Annotated in this window: 18 protein-coding genes; 9 read left to right on the forward strand and 9 right to left on the reverse strand. The window is 67.3% G+C overall.

Features of this window, described 5'->3' with window-relative positions; genetic code table 11:
• Positions 1–86: 86 nt before the first annotated feature.
• The gene (locus J7024_RS04580; RefSeq protein ID WP_175760021.1) at positions 87–368 is read left to right on the forward strand and encodes a hypothetical protein; all 282 of its coding nucleotides are present in this window, start codon (positions 87–89) and stop codon (positions 366–368) included.
• Positions 369–402: 34 nt separating this feature from the next.
• Here the strand turns inward: J7024_RS04580 and ftsH are convergent, their stop codons facing one another.
• A complete protein-coding gene (gene ftsH / locus J7024_RS04585; protein ID WP_124829807.1) occupies positions 403–2,373 on the reverse strand; it encodes an ATP-dependent zinc metalloprotease FtsH in 1,971 nt (656 codons plus the stop codon).
• Between the two features lie 425 nt (positions 2,374–2,798).
• On the opposite strand from ftsH, the gene J7024_RS04590 reads away from it, so the two are divergent.
• A complete protein-coding gene (locus J7024_RS04590; protein WP_175750491.1) occupies positions 2,799–4,463 on the forward strand; it encodes an acid phosphatase in 1,665 nt (554 codons plus the stop codon).
• A 98-nt stretch (positions 4,464–4,561) separates the two neighbouring features.
• Here J7024_RS04590 and J7024_RS04595 read toward each other — a convergent pair whose 3' ends face one another.
• Together J7024_RS04595 and J7024_RS04600 are read right to left on the reverse strand one after the other, a co-directional pair.
• Positions 4,562–6,058 carry an FAD-dependent oxidoreductase gene (locus tag J7024_RS04595; protein ID WP_124829847.1) on the reverse strand — a complete coding sequence of 499 codons (1,497 nt, stop codon included), beginning with the start codon at positions 6,056–6,058 and terminating at the stop codon, positions 4,562–4,564.
• A gap of 308 nt (positions 6,059–6,366) precedes the next feature.
• Positions 6,367–6,576, reverse strand: a complete 210-nt coding sequence (locus J7024_RS04600; protein ID WP_175769937.1) for a hypothetical protein — start codon at positions 6,574–6,576, stop codon at positions 6,367–6,369.
• 443 nt (positions 6,577–7,019) lie between these two features.
• Between J7024_RS04600 and J7024_RS04605 the strand changes: the two genes are divergently transcribed.
• Genes J7024_RS04605 through J7024_RS04625 form a run of 5 tightly spaced genes read left to right on the forward strand, consistent with a single transcriptional unit; the run spans position 7,020 to position 10,927 of the window.
• On the forward strand, positions 7,020–7,436 hold the full coding sequence (locus J7024_RS04605) for a nuclear transport factor 2 family protein (RefSeq protein ID WP_124829810.1): 417 nt from the start codon (positions 7,020–7,022) through the stop codon (positions 7,434–7,436).
• A 3-nt stretch (positions 7,437–7,439) separates the two neighbouring features.
• On the forward strand, positions 7,440–8,297 hold the full coding sequence (locus J7024_RS04610; protein WP_124829811.1) for an SDR family NAD(P)-dependent oxidoreductase: 858 nt from the start codon (positions 7,440–7,442) through the stop codon (positions 8,295–8,297).
• Positions 8,298–8,337: 40 nt separating this feature from the next.
• A complete protein-coding gene (locus J7024_RS04615; RefSeq protein WP_124829812.1) occupies positions 8,338–9,096 on the forward strand; it encodes an SDR family oxidoreductase in 759 nt (252 codons plus the stop codon).
• Positions 9,097–9,133: 37 nt separating this feature from the next.
• Positions 9,134–9,970: an SDR family NAD(P)-dependent oxidoreductase gene (locus J7024_RS04620; protein ID WP_124829813.1), complete on the forward strand. Its 837-nt coding sequence runs from the start codon at positions 9,134–9,136 to the stop codon at positions 9,968–9,970.
• Positions 9,971–10,021: 51 nt separating this feature from the next.
• Positions 10,022–10,927 (forward strand): NAD-dependent epimerase/dehydratase family protein, encoded by a 906-nt coding sequence (locus tag J7024_RS04625; RefSeq protein WP_124829814.1) that lies wholly within the window; start codon positions 10,022–10,024, stop codon positions 10,925–10,927.
• A 128-nt stretch (positions 10,928–11,055) separates the two neighbouring features.
• Here J7024_RS04625 and J7024_RS04630 read toward each other — a convergent pair whose 3' ends face one another.
• The 5 genes from J7024_RS04630 to J7024_RS04650 form a co-directional block, all read right to left on the reverse strand.
• Positions 11,056–12,921: a phosphoenolpyruvate carboxykinase (GTP) gene (locus J7024_RS04630; RefSeq protein WP_124829815.1), complete on the reverse strand. Its 1,866-nt coding sequence runs from the start codon at positions 12,919–12,921 to the stop codon at positions 11,056–11,058.
• 523 nt (positions 12,922–13,444) lie between these two features.
• Positions 13,445–14,221, reverse strand: coding sequence for a glucose 1-dehydrogenase (locus J7024_RS04635; protein WP_175750489.1), 777 nt, complete (start codon positions 14,219–14,221; stop codon positions 13,445–13,447).
• A gap of 118 nt (positions 14,222–14,339) precedes the next feature.
• Entirely contained in the window at positions 14,340–15,095 is a 756-nt protein-coding gene (locus tag J7024_RS04640; RefSeq protein WP_124829817.1) for an SDR family NAD(P)-dependent oxidoreductase, read from the reverse strand.
• A gap of 9 nt (positions 15,096–15,104) precedes the next feature.
• Positions 15,105–15,971, reverse strand: a complete 867-nt coding sequence (locus J7024_RS04645; protein WP_124829818.1) for an SDR family NAD(P)-dependent oxidoreductase — start codon at positions 15,969–15,971, stop codon at positions 15,105–15,107.
• Between the two features lie 50 nt (positions 15,972–16,021).
• Complete coding sequence (locus tag J7024_RS04650) at positions 16,022–16,522, reverse strand: nuclear transport factor 2 family protein (RefSeq protein ID WP_124829819.1); 501 nt, start codon at positions 16,520–16,522, stop codon at positions 16,022–16,024.
• Between the two features lie 209 nt (positions 16,523–16,731).
• Between J7024_RS04650 and J7024_RS04655 the strand changes: the two genes are divergently transcribed.
• Both J7024_RS04655 and J7024_RS04660 read left to right on the forward strand, forming a co-directional pair.
• Entirely contained in the window at positions 16,732–17,271 is a 540-nt protein-coding gene (locus J7024_RS04655) for a nuclear transport factor 2 family protein (protein WP_124829820.1), read from the forward strand.
• Positions 17,272–17,321: 50 nt separating this feature from the next.
• On the forward strand, positions 17,322–18,038 hold the full coding sequence (locus J7024_RS04660) for an EthD domain-containing protein (RefSeq protein ID WP_175750488.1): 717 nt from the start codon (positions 17,322–17,324) through the stop codon (positions 18,036–18,038).
• Positions 18,039–18,108: 70 nt separating this feature from the next.
• Here the strand turns inward: J7024_RS04660 and J7024_RS04665 are convergent, their stop codons facing one another.
• Positions 18,109–19,695 (reverse strand): isocitrate lyase, encoded by a 1,587-nt coding sequence (locus J7024_RS04665; RefSeq protein WP_124829821.1) that lies wholly within the window; start codon positions 19,693–19,695, stop codon positions 18,109–18,111.
• Positions 19,696–20,072 lie beyond the last annotated feature (377 nt).

Consider the following 20,072-nt stretch of genomic DNA (forward strand, 5'->3'; position numbering starts at 1 on the left):
ACCGACAACGTGACGGCCATCGCACCGACGCGCACGCGCCCCGCATCGTTCTGCATCATGCCGACGTCGATACGCGCGCTGACCGGTTGCAGATCGACGCGCTGTTTTTCCAGCGCGAACGACAGGCTCGCCGCGAGCAACCGGACCGGGTTCGGCCCGCGCCCTTCTTCGCCGAGCGGCGGCGGTTGGTCGGTGAGCACCGGCGACAGATCGGTCCCGGCAAACGGGACTTCGAAACCGAAACGCGCGTGCTGCGCGATATCGACCGATACGTGCGCCTCGCTCATGGCGGCTCCGCGACTCGCAGGAGAAAGGGAAAGGAAACATCGGCACATGCGAATCGCAGCACCGGCGTGACGCGATCCTGACTGAGCGCGCGTCGCGCCGAGTGCGATCCGTGCTTCAGCGTTCGGGTTCGCGCGGCGTCCCGTACGCGACGAAATCGCGCTCGACTGCCGTTGCCTGTTCCGGCGCATTTGCACCTGTGGCTGGCGTGCAATCGACAGAAGCCGCAGAAGGTGCGGAAGGTGCGATATGTCCATCGATCAACGCCTGCAGCGCGTCGCGTTCGAGCACTTCGCACTCGAGCAACCGTCGCGCGATCCGCTCCAGCACATCGCGACGCTCGCCCAGCGTCGCCGCGACACGCGCATGCGCGTCGGTCAACAGCGTGTGCACTTCGTCGTCTATCATCCGCGCGGTATGCTCGCTGCACCGGCCGTCACCCGCACGCCATCCGCCCGGCATGCCGGCACGCCCGTCGCCGTCGTCGAACGTCGCGAGCCCGATCTTCTCGCTCATTCCATACTGCATCACCATGTGACGCGCCATCGCGGTTGCGCGTTCGAGATCGTTCTGCGCGCCCGTCGACACGTCGCCGAACACGAGTTCTTCTGCCACACGCCCGCCGAGCAGCGCATCGATGCGATCGAGCAGCTCGCTGCGGCGCAGCACGTAACGATCCTCGGTCGGCACCTGCTGCGTGTAGCCGAGCGCCGCCACGCCGCGCGGAATGATCGACACCTTCTTCACCGGATCGCAATGCGCGCGGCTCTCCGCGACGAGTGCGTGACCGGCTTCGTGATACGCGATCGTCAGCTTCTCCTGCGCGTTCATCACGCGGCTCTTGCGCTCGAGGCCGGTGAGCGCGCGATCGATCGCCTCGTCGAAATCGTCCATCCCGATCGCCGGCTTGCCCAGTTCGGCCGCATGCAGCGCGGCTTCGTTGACGACGTTCGCGAGATCGGCGCCGACGAATCCCGGCGTACGCGACGCGAGCTCGCCAAGATCGATGTCGGTCGCGAGCTTCACGCGCTTCACGTGCACGCCGAGAATCTGGCGGCGGCCGTTTACGTCGGGCCGGTCGATCGCGATGTGACGATCGAAGCGGCCCGGGCGCAGCAGCGCCGGATCGAGGATTTCCGGCCGGTTGGTCGCGGCCATGATGATCACGCCGGAGCCGGCCTGGAAGCCGTCCATCTCGACGAGCAACTGGTTGAGCGTCTGCTCGCGCTCGTCGTTGCCCGACATCGGGCCGATGCCGCGCACTTTGCCGAGCGCATCGAGCTCGTCTACGAACACGATGCACGGCGCCTTCTGCTGCGCCTGCTCGAACAGGTCGCGCACACGCGCGGCGCCGACGCCGACGAACATCTCGACGAACGCGGAGCCGCTGATCGAGAAGAACGGCACGGCCGCCTCGCCGGCCACCGCGCGCGCCAGCAGCGTCTTGCCCGTACCCGGCGCGCCGACGACGAGCACGCCCTTCGGGATCTTGCCGCCGAGCCGCTGGTAGCGATCGGGGTTGCGCAGGAACGCGACGAGCTGCTGCAATTCGGCCTTTGCTTCGTCGATGCCGGCGATGTCGTCGAACGTGATGCCGGTTTCCTGCTGCACGTACACGCGTGCGCGGCTCTTGCCCATCCCGGTGAAGTCCTGCAGCCCGCCGCGCTTGCGCAGCATCAGGTTCCAGATGAACACGAACGCGACGAGCGGCACCAGCCACGACGCGAGCGCCGTGATCCAGCCGGTGTCGGACGCGCCGTGATAACGGATGCCGGCGGCGGTCAGTGCATCGATCAGTTGCGGGTCGGTCACGCGATTGGTCGAGAAGCGCCACGGCGTGCCGGCCGACTTCACGGCCTCGACCTCGGACGCCGGCAGCATCGGGCCGGCCTGCGGCATCTTCAGCGTGCCCGAGATCGACGTCGAGCCGATCTCGAGATCGTCGACGAGCCGTGCCGCGACGAGCCGGTGGAAGTCGCTGTACGCGATCATCGTGGACGCCGGCCGCAGCATCAGCAACTGCGCGGCGAACAGCACGAAGAAGCCTGCCGCGATCAGCAATCCCGCGTAGTCGAGTTTCCTGTCCATCGCCTCGGGCCGGCTGCGTGCACCGTACGGCGCGCTGACGCGTGCACGCGCGCCCGGCCGGCACACGGCATCGGCAGCCAGGCGCGCACCGCATGCATACGCGCCATCGTCGCCTCGTTTCGTCGCATGAATGACACCGCGGCGGCACCGTCGGCCGAGCCGCCGGGCGACCTTCTCCAGGGCAGCGCCATGACGCGCCGCCCTTCATTCAAGTCTAGTTCGCGCGCGCGCGTCGCGCAGCGTCCGACAAACACCTTTCGTCGGTACGGCCGGCCGCGGTATAGTCGCATTCGTGACATTTTTATGACAATTGCATAGCGTCGCGCAATCGCCCATGCGGTTGTTGCGTCCCGTCTCGCGTCGCGGCAGGCTGTGCGACGCTGCCGCACATCGAACGACAACCGCCCATTCGAGGAGCACACGACGTGAACGACACCCCCGATCGCCCCGACGACCTTCCCGTTGATCCCGACCGCCGCCGCGTACTCGGCGGCCTTGCCGCGCTCGGCGCGGGCGTCGCGCTCGGCGGCTGCGAGACCGTGCCGGGCGGCGCGCCGCGTTCCGCCGCCGACCAGCGGCTCGACGAAGCACTGCGCCGGCAGGTGCGCCACATCGTCGTGATCTATGCGGAGAACCGCAGTTTCGCGAACCTGTACGGCGATTTCCCGGGCGTGCGCTATCCGCTGAGCGACGTGCAGCCCGCGCATGCGCAGCAGCTCGATCGCGACGGCAAGACGCCGCTGCCGGTGCTGCCGAAGATCTGGGGCGGGCTCGTGCCGCAGGCGCAGGAAGTGGACGGCAAGCGCTACGCGATCGCCGAGCGCGACATCGACCAGTTGCCGAACGCGCCGTTCCGGCTCGCCGACACGCAAGGCAAGCCGCTGCCGAACGGCGTGATCACACGCGACCTGTGGCACCGCTTCTATCAGAACCAGATGCAGATCGCGGGCGGGCGCAACGACCAGTTCGCCGCGTGGGCCGATTCGGGCGGTCTCGTGATGGGCCACTACCGCAATTCGGCCGACACGTTGCGGCTGTGGAATCTCGCGCGGCAATACACGCTGTGTGACAACTTCTTCATGGCGGCCTTCGGCGGTTCGTGGCTCAACCACATGTTCCTGATTTCCGCGCAACCGCCGATCTATCCGGATGCGCACAAGCAACCGCATGCAGGAAAGCTGCTGTCGAAAGTCGATGGCGACGATCCGGCCGGCACGCGCCTGACGCTCGCCGCCGATTCGCCGGCATCCGCACTCGACGGTCCGCCGAAGTTCGTGAGCGACGGCCCGTTGACGCCCGACGGCTACGGCGTCAACACAATGGCGCCGCCGTACCAGCCAAGCTACGTGCCGCCGCCCGACCCGGGCAACGCCGCGTATGCGGACCCGTCGGATCACCGCGTGATCCCGCCGCAGGCTCATGCGACGATCGGCGATCGCCTGTCGGAAAAGAACGTCGACTGGGCGTGGTACAGCGGCGCATGGCAGTACGCGCTCGACCATCGCGATACCGGCACCGTGCCCGATTTCCAGTACCACCACCAGCCGTTCAACTACTTCGCGAATTTCGCGCCGGGCACCGACGCGCGCCGCCGGCACCTGCGCGACGCCGGCCTCGGCGACGAGCCGTCGACCAACCACTTCATCGCCGACATCGACGCGGGCCGCCTGCCGGCCGTCACGTTCTACAAGCCGCAGGGCAACCTGAACATGCATGCGGGCTACGCGGACGTCGAATCGGGCGATCGTCACATCGCGAACGTGATCGAGCACATCCGGCGTGGCCCGCAGTGGGCGAACACCGTGATCGTGATGACGCACGACGAGAACGGCGGCTGGTGGGATCACGTCGCACCGCCGGTCGGCGATCGCTGGGGCCCCGGCTCGCGGATTCCGGCGCTGGTGATCTCGCCGTTCGCGAAGAAGGGCCACGTCGATCACACGCTGTACGACACGAATTCGATCCTGCGCTTCATCAGCCGCGTGCACGGGCTCGCGCCGCTCGACGGCGTCGCCGCGCGCGACAAGGCGTTCGCGTCGCGCAATGCAACGCCGCCGGGCGACCTGACCAACGCGCTCGATCTCGCGTGACGGCGCGATGATCGGCGGACGTCTGCGTGACGTCGGCATCGAACGACGACGCCCCGGTGCAACGCAGCTGCCCGGGGCGTCGTGTTTTTCCGGATGAACTACGCCGCGCTGCGCAACGCGTCGGTCATCGCATGCGCCGCGTGGCGGCCGGCCTGCCGGCCGAAGAACGTCGCGTCGGCCAGCGAGAGCCCCGAGCTGTATCCGGCGCCCCAGCGGGGCAGCCCGCAACTCGTGCGGCCGGCCGCATAGAGGCCCGGCACCGGCGTGCGCGTCGCGTCGAGCACCTGCCCGGTCGGCAGCGTATCGAGCCCGCCCAGCGTGAAATGCGGATAGAACGCATAGTCGATCCGGCAATCGAGCGCGACGAACGGCGGCTCGATCAGCGGCTTCAGCCATTTCTTCGCCTTGTGGAACAGCGGATCGACACCTTCGGCCGCATGGCGGTTGTACACGTCGACAGTCGCCGTCAGCGTGCCGGCCGGCATCTGCAGGTCGCGTTCGACTTCCTCCCAGGTCTCGCCCGCCGCCGCGATGCCGATCCGGGCGATGTCAGGCGGCGCCTGGTAGGTCGCCTGATCGACCAGCAGGTAGATCCGGTCGTCGGCCTGATGGAACGCGTGATGGCCCGTGCGACCGTGATAGCCGTCCTCGTTGATGAAACGCTGGCCGCGCGCGTTCACGAAGATCCCGTGAATCAGCGATTCGGGCGCGTAGAACGGCAGGCTGACGAAGCCCTGGTCCATATGGATCGCCGCACCACCCGCGCTCTGGCCGAGCAGGATGCCCGAACCGTCGTCGCCGGGACTGCCGATCGGTTCGTCCGAGCGCAGCAGTTGCGGCGCGTGCCGGCGCACCATGTCGCGGTTCATCGCAAAGCCGCCGGCGCACAGGATCACCGCGCGGCGCGCGCGCACGCATGCCGTCTCGCCGTATGCGCGCAGTACGACGCCGCACACCGCGCCGGTATCGTCGACGATCAGCGCGAGCGCCCGGGTGTCGTAGCGCGTCGCGACGCCGAGCGCCTGCACGCGCTCGGCCAGCACGCGCATCAGCATCTGGCCGCCGCCCCAGCCCGGCCATTGCGGCGTGTGGCCGCGCGGACACGGTTTCGCGGCGTCGCTGAACGGCCACGCTTCCTCACTGCCGGACCAGATCAGGCAGTCGTCGGTTTCCGGCTCGACGATCCGCTCGGGGATGAACGTGTTCTTGTACGTGAGGCCCTGCGCGACCAGCCAGTCGTGGTGCGCGAGGCTTTCGTCCGCATAGGCGCGCACCTTCGCTTCGTCGGCGTCGCGGCCGCCGGCGAGCATCAGGTAGCGGTACAGGTCCTCGGTTTCGTCGACGAAGCCCGCCCGGCGCTGCGCCGGCGTGCCGCCGCTGCCGCCGAGGTAGATCTCGCCGCCGGACAGCGCGCTCGTGCCGCCGTAGCTCGACGCGCGTTCGACGATCAGCGTGTCGGCGCCGGCGCTCGCGGCTTCGATCGCCGCGCATGCGCCGGCCGAGCCGAAGCCGACGATCACGACGTCGTGTTCTGCGTCCCAGCGATGCACGTCGCGGGCGTTCAGGGGGCGGGTCAGGGAGTATTCGGATGACATGGGCATGGATAGGCGTGAACGGAATGCGTGAAAGGCGATGGTCGGGATGGCGGCTGGCCTGGCTGCGTTGCGCCCGGATAAGAGCGTCGCCACGTCGCGGATGCCGATCCGGGCGGGAGGCGGCACGAATGCGGGCCGCGGCGTGATATCGCGCGGCGGCCGGGCGTCGATCGACGGGAGGCCGGATCGTCGATGCGATCCGGCCGATGCACAGCGAATGCGCGATGCGCCTTCGCGCAGTCCGTCCGCACGCCGCCGCACCGTGTCGCAGCGGGGTCCTTCCGACACGGCGCACGGCCGCGCCGGCCTCACATGCCGCGCAACGCGGCGAAACCGAAGTGCGACGGATCGATCGGCACGCAACCGGTCGGCAGGCCGCTCTGGTCGACCGAGCGGCATTGCAGGATGCCGGCAGCATATGGCGGCGACGGAACGCGATCGACGCCGTATCGCGCCATCGCCATCGCGGCGAACGTGCCTATCGCCAATACGCACAGCTTGCGAGTCGTGAGTCTCATGATCGTCGTCCCCTTCGGTTGACCGCTCCCGCGGTTCGAATCCGGCTCGGTGGCAACAGCACCGGATGACTGCACGGTAGCCAGCGCCGGGCCCGCGGCCATCGTCCATTTCGACTAGGGGCAAACGCGAGGCGGGCATTCGAAGCCGTTGCGCGTCGCAACATCGCGCCCGGGAAATCGTCGGGACGATTGGAAAAGGCCTGGGCGGCGGCGCCGTCGGGACGGGCTCGCCATCCGCCGACAAAGGCCCGATCGCCGCCGCCGCATCGCAGCATAGAACGGTGCACGGACATTGTTCCCGGTGTTTTCCCCGAGCCGCACCCTGCTCCGTATGGACGATGAGGATCGACCGGTCCGGTGCGAACCTGCGCATCGACGTCGCAATGCCGCCGCGTCCGTGTGTGCGGCGCGGCCGCTCTTTCCGTTCATCCACGGAGTACCGCATGACCGATTCGAATTCCCGCCACGCGCTGTACGAGCTCGCGTGCCGTTACGCGCAAGCCGTCGACCGGCGCGACTGGCCACGCCTTGCCGCCCTCTTCACCGCCGACGCGCAGCTCGACGGCCCCGGCTTCCGCTTCGCCGACCGCGACGCGATCGTCGCCGGCATGAGCGCGATCGAGCGCTACGAGACGACCCAGCATCACGTGCACAACCAGCTCGTCACGCTCGACGGCGGCGAGGCCGACGTCGAGACGTACAGCGTCGCGTGCCACGTCTATGTGCGCGACGGCGTGAAGCGCAAGCTCGACTGGGGGCTGCGCTATCGCGACCGCTGCGTGTTCGACGGCGCGGCGTGGCGCTTCGCCGCGCGCACGCTGCACGTCGACTGGTCGCAAGACCTGCCGCTGGAGGGCTGAACGATGCACTCGTCACGCCCCCTCGCCGGCCGCACCGCGCTCGTCACGGGCGGCGCAGGCGGCATCGGCGCGGCCTGCGCGCACGCGCTCGTCGCCGACGGCGCAGCCGTCGTATTGATGGGCCGCCGCCGCGACGCGCTCGAACGCACGCAGCGGCAACTGACCGATGCGGTTCCCGGCAGCCGCGTCGCGGTCCACGCCGGCGATGCTTGCGACGAAACCGATCTGCAGGCTGCGCTCGACACCGCGTGGGCGCTCGACAGCCGTCTCGACATCGTCGTGCCGACGGTCGGCGGCGCCGGATTCCGGCCGCTGCTGATGCACGACGCCGAGAGCTTCCGCGCCGAAATCGACCTGAACCTGCAGAGCGCATTCGTTGCGATCCGGCATGCCGCGCCGCGGCTCGCCGACAGTGGCGGCGGCGCGATCGTCTGCATCTCGTCGACCGCCGCGCAAATCAATTTCCGCTGGCTGTCCGCGTACTGCGCCGCGAAGGCCGCGCTCGAAGCGCTGGTGCGCGGCGCGGCCGAGGAACTGGCCGGCGCCAGGATTCGCGTGAACGCGGTACGCCCGGGCCTCACGCGCTCGGAAGCGACCGCACCGATGTTCGCCAACCAGTCGCTCGTCGACAGCTTCCTCGAACAGATTCCGCTCGGCACGCTCGGCGAACCCGAAGCGATCGCGCATGCGGTGCGCTATCTCGCGGGCCCCGAATCGGGCTGGGTCACGGGCCAGAGCTTCGCGGTCGACGGCGGCCATGAACTGCGCACCAACCCGCGCGTCGACGACACGATCGCGCAGATCTACGGCGCGGCCGCACTCGACGCGGTCAAGGCCGGCCGCGCCCCGGGCGCGGCATGAGCGCCCGCCTTCTTTCAACGTCAAAGGAATCCGACAGGACATGAATCGAGTCGCAAACAAGGTTGCGCTGATCACCGGCGCGGCAAGCGGCGTCGGCCGCGCGGATGCGCTGTTGCTCGCCGCCGAAGGCGCGCGCGTGGTGCTGACCGACATCGACGGGGACGCGGGCCTCGCGCTCGCGCGCGAGATCGGCGACGCGGCGCTGTTCGTGCGCCACGACATCGCCGACGAAGACGGCTGGCGGCACGCGATCGCGGCGACGCTCGAGCGCTTCGGCCGCCTCGACGTGCTCGTCAACAACGCGGCGATCTGCCCGGTCGGCTCGATCGAGGACACGAGCCTCGATACGTGGCGCCGCGTGATGCGCACCAACGCGGACGGCTACTTCCTCGGCTGCAAGTACGCGATCGGCGCGATGAAAGGCAACGACACGCCGGGCTCGATCGTGATGATGTCGTCGGTCGCCGCGCTCGGCGGCCTGCCCATGATGTGCGCATACACCGGCTCGAAAGGCGCGGTGACGGCGCTCGCGCGCAGCGTGGCCGTGCACTGCAAGCGCAGCGGCTACCGGATCCGCTGCAACTCGATCCATCCGGACGGCATCTGGACGCCAATGACGCAGGCGCTGATGCCCGGCCTCGACCCGGCCGAGCTCGGCATCGGCAACGATCCGATGGCGCGCATGTGCGATCCGCAGGACGTCGCGAATCTCGTGCTGTTCCTCGCGTCCGACGAATCCCGTTTCGTGAACGGCGCGGAACTGCGAATCGACAACGCGCAACTCGTTTCGTCGCTGTGACGCGACGCGCGACTTTCCCCATCCCAGGAGTGTTCCGATGATTTCATTCACCGGCAAGACCGTGCTCGTCACCGGCGGCGGCGCGGGTATCGGCCGCGCATGCGCGGAGGCGTTCGGCGCGGCAGGCGCGCGCGTCGCGGTCGCCGAGATCGATCCGGCCCGCGCGCAGGACGTGCGCCAGGCGCTCGAAGCGGCGGGCGTCGATGCGCTGGTCGGCACCGTCGACGTGACGCGTCGCGACGAAGTCGAGGCGTTCGCGCGTACGCTCGATGCACGCTTCGGCGGCCTCGACGTGCTCGTCAACAACGTCGGCGATTTCCTGCAGATCGCGAAGCCGTTCGACGACTGCACCGACGACGACATCGCGCGGCTTTTCGACGTCAACCTGCGACAGGTGTTCCTCGTCACGCGCGCGATGCTGCCGTTGCTGCGCAAGCGCGGCGCAGGCAGCAGCATCGTCGGCGTGTCGTCGATCGAGGGCTTTCGCGCGATTCCGAACTGCACCGTGTATGCGTCGTTCAAGGCGGCGCTGACCGGTTTCACGAAAAGCCTCGCGCTCGAACTCGGGCCGGCCGGCATTCGCGTGAACCAGATCGCGCCGGAGACCACCGAGACGCCGCAGGTGCCCGTGAGCGCGATGGTCGCGGCCGAGCATCAAGATCACATTCCGCGCTGGATTCCGCTCGGGCGCTTCGGCGCGGCCGGCGACATCGCGGGCGCCGCGCTGTTCCTCGCGAGCCCGCTCGCCGCATGGGTCACCGGTACGACGCTGCACGTCGACGGCGGCGCCCTCGCCGCGGCCGGCTGGTATCGCGACCCGAACGGCTTCTGGACCAACATGCCGGTCGTCACCGGCAACGGCTTCAATTTCTGAGCAGCATCCGTTCATTTCATGCGGCGCGCGAGCGCCGTCACCGGAGACACCATGAAAATCCTGATCATCGGCGGCACCGGCCTCATCGGCGGCCACGCGGCGCTGCACCTGCACGCGCAGGGCAACCACGTGACGCTCGCCGCGCGCAAACCGCCCGCCCCGGGCAGCGCGCTCGCGCAATTCGACGTGCTGCAGCGCGACTACGTGGCCGGCAACTTCACGCGCGACGATCTCGCGCCGTTCGACGCGATCGTGTTCGCGGCCGGCAACGACATCCGCCACCTGCCGCCGGGCACCGACGAAGCCGCGCACTGGGAACGCGCGAACGTCGAAGCGGTGCCGCGCTTCTTCGCGCTCGCGCGCGAGGCCGGCGTGAAGCGCGCGGTGCTGGTCGGCAGCTTTTATCCGCAGGTCGCGCCTGCGCTGGTCGACAGCGTGCCGTACGTGCGCTCGCGCCATCTCGCCGACGAACGCGTGCGCGCGCTCGCGTCGCCGTCGTTCGCGGTGTGCAGCGTCAATGCGCCGTTCGTGGTCGGGTCGGTGCCGGGGCTGCGCAACGAGATGTTCGCCGCGTACACGGGCTATGCGCAGGGCAAGCTCGCCGGGTTGCCCGTGTACGGGCCGGCCGGCGGCAGCAATTTCATCTCGACGCAATCGCTGTCGGAGGCGATCTGGGGTGCGCTGCAACGCGGCGAAACCGGCAAGGCCTATCTCGTCGGCGACGAGAACCTGAGCTTCGCCGAGTACTTCGCGGCGTTCTTCCGCGCGGCCGGCAATCCGCAGACGGTACCGTCGCTCGACCAGGAGCATCCGCTGCTGCCGGACCTCGCGATCTATACCGGGCGCGGCAACGTCGTGTCGTACGAGCCCGATCCTGCCGATACGGCGCTGCTGCGCTACCGGCGCGGCGATGTGCAGCGCGCGGTGAACGAAGTGGTCGCGCATTGCGGCGCGTAAGCACACGGCGCGACACACGCGAAACAAGGCGCGAAGCGTAAACGACGACGTCCCGCCGCCGGCCATGCATGCCGGCGGCGGGACGTTCGGGTGTCGACTGCGCTACTTCGTTGCGTCGAAGCGGAGCGTCAGCCGCCGATGCGCTGTTCGATCTTGTTCATCGTGTCGGTCAGCTCGGCAGGCAGACGCAGCTTCAGCGTGTCGAACAGCTTCGCGTGCAGCTTCAGCTCCTCGCGCCATTCGTCCGCGTTCATCGACGTCACCGCATCGAACTGCTCTCGCGTGAAGTCGAGTCCCTCCCAATGCAGGTCGTCATACGCCGGCGACACGCCGAACGCATGCTCGCCGCCTCCGCCGTTGCCTTCGAGGCGATCGAGCATCCACTTCAGCACGCGCATGTTCTCGCCGAAGCCCGGCCACACGAACTTGCCGTTCGCGTCCTTGCGGAACCAGTTCACGCAGTAGATCTTCGGCAGCTTCGCGCCCGCGCCTTCGAGCTGCTTGCCAAGCTTCAGCCAGTGCGCGAAATAGTCGCTCACGTTGTAGCCGCAGAACGGCAGCATCGCGAACGGGTCGCGTCGCACGACGCCCTGCTGGCCGACGGCCGCGGCGGTCGTCTCCGAGCCCATCGTCGCGGCCATGTACACGCCTTCGACCCAGTCGCGCGCTTCGGTCACGAGCGGCACGGTCGTCGAGCGGCGGCCGCCGAAGATGAATGCATCGATCGGCACGCCGGCCGGATTCTCCCAGTCGGCGTCGATCGACGGACATTGCGACGCCGGCGCGGTGAAGCGCGAGTTCGGATGCGCGGCCTTGCGCCCCGTTTCCTTGCCGATTTCAGGCGTCCACGGGTTGCCCTGCCAGTCGGTCAGCTTTGCCGGCGGCGTGTCGGTCAGCCCTTCCCACCACACGTCGCCGTCTTCCGTCAGCGCGACGTTCGTGAAGATCACGTTTTCCTTCAGCGTCGAGATCGCGTTCGGGTTGGTCTTCACGCCGGTGCCCGGCGCGACGCCGAAGAACCCGGCTTCCGGGTTGATCGCGTACAGGCGGCCGTCGCGGCCCGGCTTCAGCCACGCGATGTCGTCGCCGATCGTCGTGACCTTCCAGCCGTCGAAGCCCTGCGGCGGAATCAGCATCGCGAAGTTGGTCTTGCCGCATGCGGACGGGAATGCCGCCGCGACGTGATACTTCTTGCCGGCCGGCGAGGTCACGCCGAGGATCAGCATGTGTTCGGCGAGCCAGCCCTGGTCGCGGCCCATCGTCGATGCGATGCGCAGCGCGAAGCACTTCTTGCCGAGCAGCGCGTTGCCGCCGTAGCCGGAGCCGAAGCTCCAGATCTCGCGCGTCTCGGGGAAGTGCACGATGTACTTCACCGGGTTGCACGGCCACGGTACGTCCTTCTGCCCCGCTTCGAGCGGATGGCCGACGCTGTGCACGCACGGCACGAACTCGCCGTCCTCGCCGAGCACGTCGTACACCTCGCGGCCCATGCGCGTCATGATTCGCATGTTCACGGCCACATACGGGCTGTCGGACAGCTCGACGCCGACGTGCGCGATCGGCGAGCCGAGCGGGCCCATCGAGAACGGCACGACGTACAGCGTGCGGCCGCGCATCGAGCCGCGGAACAGCCCGTTCAGCGTCTCGCGCATTTCTTCCGGCGCGATCCAGTTGTTGGTCGGGCCGACGTCGTCGGCCGATGGCGTACAGATGAAGGTGCGGTCCTCGACGCGCGCGACGTCCGACGGATCGGATTGCGCGAGATACGAGTTCGGGCGCTTCGCCGGGTTCAGGCGCGTGAGCGTGCCCTGGTCGACCATCGCCTGGCAGAGTGCGTCGTTTTCTTCCTGCGAGCCGTCACACCACACGACGCGTTCGGGCTCCGTGAGCTCGGCGATGCGCGACACCCAGTCGATCAGCTTGCGATGTTTGACGAATGCCGGCGGAGCGATCAGCGAGCCGCGTGTTGCTTCGGCCATGGTGTTTTGCGACATGGGAATGTCTCCAGATTATTGGGCAGGGATGGGGGTGCGGGGCGAGCCCGCGAGATGAGGAATGCGATCGGAGCGCAGGATGCAGCGACGCGCAAGGCGGGACGCGCGAGCGGAGCGCGTGTCGATGCCGCGATGCGGGCGAGAGAATGTGATGTCTCGAATGAGCGTGCGAACGCGAGTTTCGCCATGCAAGCAACCTGCCGTACAACTCCATGCCGGCCAGCATACCATCGCCGTTATCGGGCGCGCGTTGCGTTGCAACAAGAAACAACTGTGACGCCCTGCCGGCATGGCGCTTGCCGGCAGGTTCTTTTTACTGCGCGCACGCGGTCGCTTTGGGGACGAATCCGCTGGAACGTCCGCCCGGAAAGGGTTTCGCGAAAACGGAAAAAACAGCGCGACGCATTCGTGCGTGCGCACGCGAACCCGCGCGGCCCGAATTAGCGTTTTCGCTATTCAGGCAAACCCCGAATTAGGTTGCGTACACAAACATCCGGCATGAATGCGTTGCGTACGCTACCGCTCAAAACGGCGCGCCCGGCAATCCGGGGTAATACGCGCCCGCCGCCATCCCGCCGTCGACGGACAGTTCTGCGCCGTTGCAGTACGACGCCTCGTCGCTTGCGAGAAACAGCGTCGCGCGCGCGATTTCTTCGGGCAGGCCGACCCGCTGCAGCGGCACGTGCGTGTAATGCTTGTTGACCTCGTCGAGCGGCGCGCCGGCCGGATTCGACATCGCGGTGTTCACGCCGCCCGGATGAATCGAATTCACGCGCACGCCCTGGTGCCCGAGTTCGAGCGCCGCAACCTTGGTGAGTCCGCGCACGCCCCACTTGCTCGATACGTACGCGGCCAGTGCGTTCACGCCGCGCAGCCCGTCCACCGACGAGATGTTGACGATCGAGCCGCGCTTCTGCGCGATCATCCGCGGCGCGATCGTGCGGATGCCGACGAACGTGCCGACGAGATTGATCGACACCGCACGCTCGAAATCGCGTTTCGACAACTCGGTGATCGCGCCGAACATCAGCACCGCCGCGTTGTTGACGAGCACGTCGATGCGGCCGAACTGCTCGACGGCCGCGTCGGCCACGCGCTGCCAGCTCGCTTCGTCGGCCACGTCGAGCCGCATGAAGCGCGCCGCGTCGCCCAGTTCGCGCGCGAGCGCTTCGCCTTCCGCATCGAGCACGTCGCCGATCACGACGCGCGCGCCTTCCTCGACGAACAGCCTGCACGTCGCCGCCCCCATGCCGCGTGCGCCGCCCGTGACGATCGCCACCTTCCCTTCCAGTCGACCCATGTTGTCCTCTTTCAGATTGTTCCGATGCTTTCCGATTCCGGGTTGCCGGCCGCGATGCGCGACGGTGCGCACGCGTGGGCGGCCCGTGTCTGGCGATGCGCGCATCCCGCGCTCGCCGTCATCCCCAGTACGCCTGCCCGCCGTCGAGCGGCAACGTCGCGCCCGTCAGATACGCGGCGTCGCGGCTCGCGAGAAACACGATCGCGCGTCCGATGTCCTGCTCGCAGTCGCCGACGCGGCCGAGCGGGATCGTGCGGAAGAACGCGGCGGCTTCGTCCGGGTTCGCATCGACCCAGCCCTTCAGCCCCGGCGACAGTGCATGCGGCGCGACCGCGTTCACGCGGATGCCGTCGGCGCCCCATTCGCAGGCGGCCGCACGCGTGAGCGCGCGGATCGCTTCCTTGGTCGCCGCGTATGCGCCGTAACCGGACGTATCCCAGCGCACTGCGGCCGACGACGCGAAATTGACGATTACGCCATCGCCCTTCAGATGCGAATGACATGCGCGCATCATCCGTAGCGTCGCGATCGGCCCGGATTCGAGGCCCGCGAGAAAATCCGCGTCCGTCACGTCGAGCAGGCGGCCAAGCGGCACGACCTGCGCGTTGTTGATCAGGATCTGCACGCCGCGAAACCGCTCGACGACCGCATCGACGCACTGCGCGATCTGTTCGGCGTCCATCACGTCGCAGACGAACGGCTCCGCAACACCGCCGCGTGCGCGAATCGCCTCGCACGTCGCGACCAGCTTGTCGCGCGTGCGGCCGACCACGGCCACCGCCGCGCCTTCGGCCGCGAGCGCCTGCGCGACGCCTTGTCCGACGCCCTGCCCCGCGCCCGTCACGAGCGCGACCTTGCCTTCAAGAATGCCCATGCGCGCTCCTTACGCCACGATCGCCGGATGCGCCTGCACGGGGCCGCCGAGCATGTCGCGATACGACGGCGGCTGCTTGCCGTCGAGATCCGCGATGCCGTACCGCAGCGCGGCTTCCGCGCCGACCAGCACCTGCCCCGACAGCGCCATGCGTTGCGGATCGGCGTGGATTGCCTGAATCACGCGGCCGGTGAATTCCGGGCTTTCGGCAACGAGCGAGAATTCCTTGTACAGATCGGGATGCTCGTCCCACACGCGCGTCGTGCGCTCGGTGCGCAGCGGGCCCATCCAGATGGATACCGCTGCAACATCGAACGGTTTCAGGTCGACCGCCATGTCCTTCGCGAACTTGTCGACGCCGGACTTCTGCGCGCCGTAAGCCGCGCCGTGCATGTAGCAGCTAGCGCCGAACGACGACGTGAATGCGATCAGCCCGCTGCGGCGCTTCGCCATCAGCGGCGCCGCGTACCAGCTCGCCACGTAGGCCGAGCGCAGCCCGACGTCGAGGATGTTCACGAGGTCGAGCGACTTCTCCCAGAACGGGCCGGGCAGGATCAGCTGATCGTGCAGATAGGTCGCGTTGTTGACGAGGATGTCGAGCCGCCCGGTTTCGCGTTCGACCCGTTCGAACAGCGCCTTCACCTGCGCGTCGTCCGCGTGGTCGCACGCGACCGCGATCCCGCGGCCGCCGAGCGCGTCGATTTCGCGCGCGGTCTCGTGGATCGTGCCGGGCAGCGGCGCGTCGCCTTGGTTCTGCGAGCGGCCCGTCACGTAGACGGTCATGCCGGCCGCGCCGAGCGCGCGCGCGATGCCCTTGCCCGCGCCGCGCGATGCGCCCGTCACGACGGCGACCGGCGCCTCGTGGGTCTGTGTCATGTTCGATGTCTCCTGGGAAATATTCTCGACCGGCGTCGGGGTGCGCGCGGTCATGCGGCCGGCGGCTGCGCGCCGGCGAACAGCACGCCGGGCGCGTCGCCTTCGTAGCGGGCGGACAGCGTCGACGTGACGACGCAGCGCGTGGCCGCGATCTTCCATTCGCCGTCGACCTTCCGGTATTCGTCGTCATAGGTCGCGCCGAGCTGCGTGAGCGTGCGCGCGTTCGTATCGAGCATCTGGTAATGCAGCCCCCACGTGCCGCGTGCATGCGTGTCGTCGAGCACGGCGATGTCGGGGTTCACGCCGTGGTGCATCTCGACGATGTGCGGGTGGCAGCCGAGCCGCTCGAACACGTCGACGAGCGCATCGCGATGGTCGAACGTGCCGATCCGGCCGTAGTCGATGTGCACGGTGCCGGGCGCGAAACAGTCGCGCATGCCTTGCGGATCCTTCCGGTCGCAGCACGTGAAGTAGCGGGCCTTCAGGCGGCGGATCGCATCGGCGTCCTCGAGCCTGCGCACGCGTACTTCCATTCGTTCGATCGGGGTCATGCCGTCTCCTTGGTCTCGTGTACGCGGATCGAAGCCGCGTCGACGCCACGTTACAGGCGCACGAGATCGCGGCCATCACCTGTTTGGATGAATTCGGTGGTCTGTATCGGCGGGCGCCGACGATGCCATCGCCGCGTTCGTCCGAACAGACGATGCGACGCAGGCGGCTTCGTTCCTACCATCGAACGACACCACCACGAGATATGGCGATGGACGATACGACCCGCACGCTCTTCGAATACGAGCAGATCCGGCAGTTGAAGTACCGGTATTTCCGCGCGATCGACACGCACGACTGGTCGCTGCTCGAACAATGCGTGACCGAGGACTGCGAAGTGCGGCTGCAAGGCGGCCGCTATGCATATGACGGCCGCGACGCATTCGTGTCGAGCCTGCGCGCGCTGATCGGCAAGCCGAGCTTCCTGACGATGCATCACGGCCATCACCCCGAGCTCACGCTGGTGTCCGCCGATCACGCATGCGGCGTGTGGTTTCTCGAGGATCACGCGATCAATCTCGAGGACAACTACCTGGTGCACGGCACCGCGTTCTACGACGACCAGTACGTGAAACGCGACGGCGTGTGGCGCATTCACGCGACGCGCCACGAGCGACTGTTCGAGACCGTCACGTCGCCGATTCCGCCGTCGTTCGCGCTGACCGAGAACCGCTTCGCACCGCGTACGCACGATGCGGCCGCTTCAGCGGCTTCGGCCGAATCGGCCGATTCCACCCTCAACGCTTCCTGAAACCCGGCGGCAGCGCCGCCGATCCTGTCATTCCCTCTGGAGCCGGAGTAATGGAGAAAGTCATTTACGTGTTGTGGCGCGATGCGCAGGTCGCGCCCGATCAGTGGAGCCGCAGCGTGCGCGCGCAGCTCGCGGACAAGCTGCTGTCGCTCGGCGCGCACGGCGTGCAGGCGAACGTCGCCGACGCCGACGTCGCGCCGGCCGCCGCGCTCAAGCAGACCAATACGCACCCGGGCATCGACGGAATCGTCGCGGTGTGGCTCGACAGCGCGAACCCGATGTTCCGGCAGCCGTTCGACGATGCGGTGCGCGCGGTCGTCCCGCACATGGCCGCCTATCTCGTCACCGAATCGCAGCCGATTCCGAACACGCGCTTTCCCGCGCGGCCCGGCGAACGCACGAGCGGCTTCTCGCAGCTCGCATTTCTGAAGCGCCCGCCACGGCTCACGCACGAAGCGTGGCTCGACGTGTGGCATGGCCATCACACGCGCGTGGCGATCGATACGCAGGACAATTTCCTGTACGTGCAGAACGTGGTCGTGCGGGCGCTCACGCACGCGGCGCCCGGCTACGACGCGATCGTCGAGGAATGCTTCCCGGCCACGGCGATGACCGACCCGCATGCGTTCTTCGACGCAGTCGGCGACGAGGAGAAATTCCAGCGCAATGTGGCGGAGATGATGGACAGCTGCGGACGCTTCATCGATTTCGACAAGATCGACGTGGTGCCGACGAGTCAGTATGTCGTGAAGGCGGTGCGGGGGTAGCGCGACCGTCGCCCGCGCAAAAAAAAACGCCAACCCGAAACGGGTTGGCGTTTTGCCTCGTCCATGCCGATTACGAGAACTGGTTCATCGTGTTGTCCTTGCCCGCCGCCTTCAACGCTGCTTCGCCGCTGAAGTATTCCTTGTGGTCGTCGCCGATATCCGAGCCGGACATGTTCTGGTGCTTGACGCACGCGATGCCCTGACGGATTTCCTTGCGCTGCACGCCGGCCACGTAGCCGAGCATGCCCTGGTCGCCGAAGTATTCCTTGGCCAGGTTGTCGGTCGACAGCGCAGCCGTGTGGTACGTCGGCAGCGTGATCAGGTGGTGGAAGATGCCTGCTTCACGCGATGCATCGGCCTGGAACGTGCGGATTTTCTCGTCGGCAATCTTCGCCAGCTCGGTCTCGTCGTACTCCACGCTCATCAGGCGTGCGCGGTCGTACGCCGACACGTCCTTGCCTTCGGCCTTCAGCGCATCGTAAGCCTGCTGACGGAAGTTCAGCGTCCAGTTGAATGACGGGCTGTTGTTGTACACCAGCTTCGCGTTCGGGATCACCTTGCGGATCTCGCTGACCATGCCGCCGATCTGCGCGATGTGCGGCTTTTCGGTTTCGATCCACAGCAGGTCGGCGCCGTTCTGCAGCGACGTGATGCAATCCAGCACGCAACGCGCTTCACCCGTGCCCGGGCGGAACTGGAACAGGTTGCTGGGCAGGCGCTTCGGACGCAGCAGCTTGCCGTCGCGCTTGATGACGACGTCGCCGTTGCCGAGCTGGTCTGCCGACAGTTCCTCGCAGTCGAGGAACGCGTTGTACTGGTCGCCCAGGTCGCCCGGGGTGCTGGTCACGGCGATCTGCTTGGTCAGGCCGGCGCCGAGCGAGTCGGTACGGGCGACGATGATGCCGTCGTCCACGCCCAGCTCGAGGAACGCGTAGCGGATCGCACGGATCTTCGCGAGGAAGTCCTCGTGCGGCACCGTGACCTTGCCGTCCTGGTGGCCGCACTGCTTCTCGTCGGACACCTGGTTCTCGATCTGGATGCAGCATGCGCCTGCTTCGATGAACTGCTTGGCCAGCAGGTACGTTGCTTCCGCGTTGCCGAAGCCGGCGTCGATGTCGGCGATGATCGGCACGACGTGCGTCACGTGGTTGTCGATCTTTTCCTGGATCGCGGCCTTGGCAGCGGCATCCTTGGCGGCGTCCAGTTCGCGGAACAGGCCGCCGAGCTCACGGGCGTCGGCCTGGCGCAGGAACGTGTACAGCTCGCGGATCAGCGCGCTGACCGAGGTCTTTTCGTGCATCGACTGGTCCGGCAGCGGGCCGAACTCCGAGCGCAGTGCGGCGACCATCCAGCCCGACAGGTACAGGTAGCGGCGTTCGGTGCTGTTGAAGTGCTTCTTGATGGAGATCATCTTCTGCTGGCCGATGAAGCCATGCCAGCAACCCAGCGACTGCGTGTACTTGGCCGGGTCGGCATCGTACGCAGCCATGTCGGCGCGCATGATCTTCGCGGTGTACTTGGCGATGTCCAGGCCCGTCTTGAACTTGTTCTGGGCACGCATGCGGGCGGCGGATTCCGGATTGATGGCATTCCACGCGCTGCCTTGCTTCTCCTTCAAACCAGCCACTGCCTTGATGTCGTCTTGATATTGGGACATGTCTATCTCCTGGGAACGAAGCGCATTTGAGTAAAGGGTTCAGCTTGCCCGCCCCGTGTGACGAAGCGAACTGCATGGACTTAATAGTAACGCCGCGCGACGCGCCGTCGATCAACTCTTATATAAGACATAAGATATAAATTTCTCTTGTTTTTCAATGAGATAAGCACGTCGTTTTGCGATGCAAAACAGGTTTTCAAGCGACGGAAAGGCCGCGCGACGGGAATTCGGCGCGCGTTTCGCGATATGAAACGGCCTTTCGGCAGTTGGTGGGAAGACAAGCATCGCGATCCATGCTTCCGGCTTTTGCCACCCGCATGACAAAACGTCTATACTTGGACAATCTATCGACGGCGCGGCACGATGCGCCGTCCCCC

This window comes from Burkholderia sp. WTPI3, assembly GCF_021483755.1.
In the GTDB taxonomy this organism is placed as follows: domain Bacteria; phylum Pseudomonadota; class Gammaproteobacteria; order Burkholderiales; family Burkholderiaceae; genus Burkholderia.